This window comes from Boseongicola aestuarii (genome assembly GCF_900184815.1).
Lineage (GTDB): Bacteria > Pseudomonadota > Alphaproteobacteria > Rhodobacterales > Rhodobacteraceae > Boseongicola > Boseongicola aestuarii.
Window position 1 is genome coordinate 1 of record NZ_FXXQ01000046.1, and the last position, 2,766, is coordinate 2,766.

Here is a 2,766-nt window from a genome sequence, read left to right on the forward strand (position 1 = left end):
TTAGCCGAGCGACGTGGTCGGTCGCTGTCCTGCAAATCAGATCAAAGAGACCTGCTTCAGGGGCCGTCGCGGTCACATTGAGACCGGGGCATATCCCAGAAGTTTTCGGCGTGTCAGCCAGTCCAGCCAATGGCAGGGAGATCGCAAGGAGCATGGCAAAGGATAAACGGTGCACGGTGTCTGCCCTCCTTTTGCAGCTCACGTTCGCAGACACCTTAATGCGCGCCGAACAAAACCACTTTGATCCGCCTCAATCTGGATGACGGCTTTGGGCTCAATGCAGTCATTCACTGCAGCGAACACTAATGACTGCTACGCGGGACAGAACGGAAATTAAGCCAAGCTTTCGAAACTGGCGCCACCGGGCGTTTTCACCGCGTTCGAAATGAATGGCCCCCTTCGTTCCTTTGGGCAACTATGATCCTTCAATCGGCATGGACCGAAGCGTCATTACCGTTTCGCGTTCCGCGCGGCGACAGGTGATCGGTGGCAGGTTGTGGGCGATCAGAGACAGGTCCTCCAGAACGTGAGCGCCGATGGCCTGAAGTGCCGACGTCAGCGCGCCTGCCCGATGCGCCGAAAAAAGGATCCCCGGTGTGCCCCGGATCGGATCCTGTGGTGAGACGGGCTCCACGGGAAAGACGTCTGTGGCAATCCTAAGCCTGCCGCTGGCCGCTTCGGCCGCCAACGCACGAAAGTCGGCGACGGCGGCGCGGCTGAGAAGCACGAGCATCGCTCCATCCTTAAGTCTCGCCAAGGTATCCGCATTCAGTAGGTGATTGTTTTGCGTTGTCGTGGAGGCGACGACAAAAACGCACCGGCTTTTGGTTAGCACGTCATCAAGCGATGCGGGTTCGACGCCTTGACGACGCAGGTACCCGTCCGGCAGCCAAGGGTCGAAGGCCCGAACCCGTGCCTGGAATGGGGCAAGAAGGCGAAACAGGGCACGGCCGAGATCGCCAAAACCGATAAAACCAATTTCGCTTCCGGTCAGAAGTTCGGCCTGAGCGTTGCCCTGCAATCCATACTTTTCCCGACCGGCCACGAAATCTCCATGCCCACCGTGGATATTGCGCGCCAGCGAGAGAGCCATACCAAAGCCCATTTCGGCGACGGGTAAAGCGAAAACTGATCCGGGTGTCAAAACGTGGACCCCACGGGCCAAGCACGCTTCGTAGTCTATGTTCGGCAGGAAGTTCGTCTCGACGTTGAAGATCGCTCTGAGTTTCTTCGCGCTATCCAAACGCGCGCCATCCATCGCCTGCTGACTGATCAGAATGTCAGTCTCAGGAAGATGAACCTCGTAGTCCCGGTCCCGCGCCGACGGGTCGACTTCAATGACTTCGTAGGTTTTCAAAAACTCTGCGCGATCGGAAACAGAGAAAATCTCTTCCGTCGTGCGCGGCTCTGGATCATACAGAATCTTCATAAAATCTCCCAAGAACGGTTCACATGATACGCCGCCGGCCGTTGGGGGCATCCGAAGAACGGGAGAAGCGGACATTAGGTTGATCGATAAGTGTATGCGCTCTGCGGGGCGGACTCAACGTATCGCTCGCTACCGGGCTGTGTCGCGAGACTAATCGAACGAACGCTATCTGCATCGACTGCCTGACTGATCGTATCCTAGTGGAGATTGTGGCAAGCCTGATGCGGTCTGGGATTTCTACTCCAGATATCCTCAACATGGTGGCGGATGGTATGGCCTTGGCTGAGGAACCTGGCGATGATGGAGGGAATGGTCCCCGTCGCAGAGTGCATTGATTAGTGTTGCTTGAGACTGCAGCTGCTCGCAGTCAAACTATGACTCTATAAGAAATGCCGCCGCCGGACCTAAGGAGTGAGAAACCGGAAGGGGTTAATCGGAGGTCCGACGACAGTACCTCAACTGAGAACATATCTCGACCCTGCGTCAAGCATTCGGCGCAACCCCGAAGCCAAAAAAGCATTGTAGGAAGTCCTGAGGTGCAACTTTTGCGCGTTTGATTGCCTTTTCAGCAACGTAGGTCGGCTCAAATGAAATAAAGGTGCGCTGCCGCCACATTAGATGGATCCCGGGCAGGAAGATCTAATAGGTACCGTGCGAACAGGCACAGCGGCAGCACACACAAAACCTATCCGTACTCGAGCATTCGTCATTGCGATGAATCAATCGACATCGTCGCGCTTCCTCTTTGGTGGGAGTGAGAAACTAAGCCGCCATTCGCTGCGCTTTAGCTGAATGATTGCTTCGCGGGAACAAGCAGTCGTTCGGACGTGGCGATACTGCACGCCACAGTCGTCCTACGGCTTCTTTCGTTCAAGCCACTGGCCTTTGAGCCGCATAAAATTGTCCTAAAATTTCCTGCTTATTGCCTGAGCGTCGGCACACTGGCAGGCTACGTTTAAAAGCATAGTATTGTAATCAGTGTGAGGCCCGTTATGGCTCTAATGATCGGAATGGCGCTAGGTGCGCTTGTATTCTCATTTATTCTCTCTTTGCTGGCGAACATTCGAAATTCCCGCCCTGAGAAAACTGTCTACGAAGTATGGTTGGACGGTGTCGCGAATGACAATGTTGTCCCTCAGCGCAGAGACTTCTCTAGCTGTGTGTAGGGAAACGTGGGTCAAGTCTGGCATCCAGAGAGTTATTTAGTGTCCGCTTTGGGCTCAATGCAGTCATTCACTGCAGCGAACACTAATGTCCGCTTTGCAGACTAAGCGGCCACTAGCGCAGTTAACCCATCATGCTTTTTTTAGGCTTTGCACCTCACCGGAGTCGGGCGC

At 54.9% G+C, this 2,766-nt stretch carries 1 protein-coding gene; it reads right to left on the bottom strand.

The features are described from left to right. Positions 1 to 415 precede the first annotated feature (415 nt). Complete coding sequence (locus BOA8489_RS19895; protein WP_093976045.1) at positions 416 to 1,429, bottom strand: NAD(P)-dependent oxidoreductase; 1,014 nt, start codon at positions 1,427 to 1,429, stop codon at positions 416 to 418. Positions 1,430 to 2,766 lie beyond the last annotated feature (1,337 nt).

Excerpts from the sequence above, each read along its gene's own strand:
- BOA8489_RS19895 (WP_093976045.1), bottom strand. The coding sequence starts at position 1,429 with ATGAAGATTCTGTATGATCCAGAGCCGCGCACGACGGAAGAGATTTTC.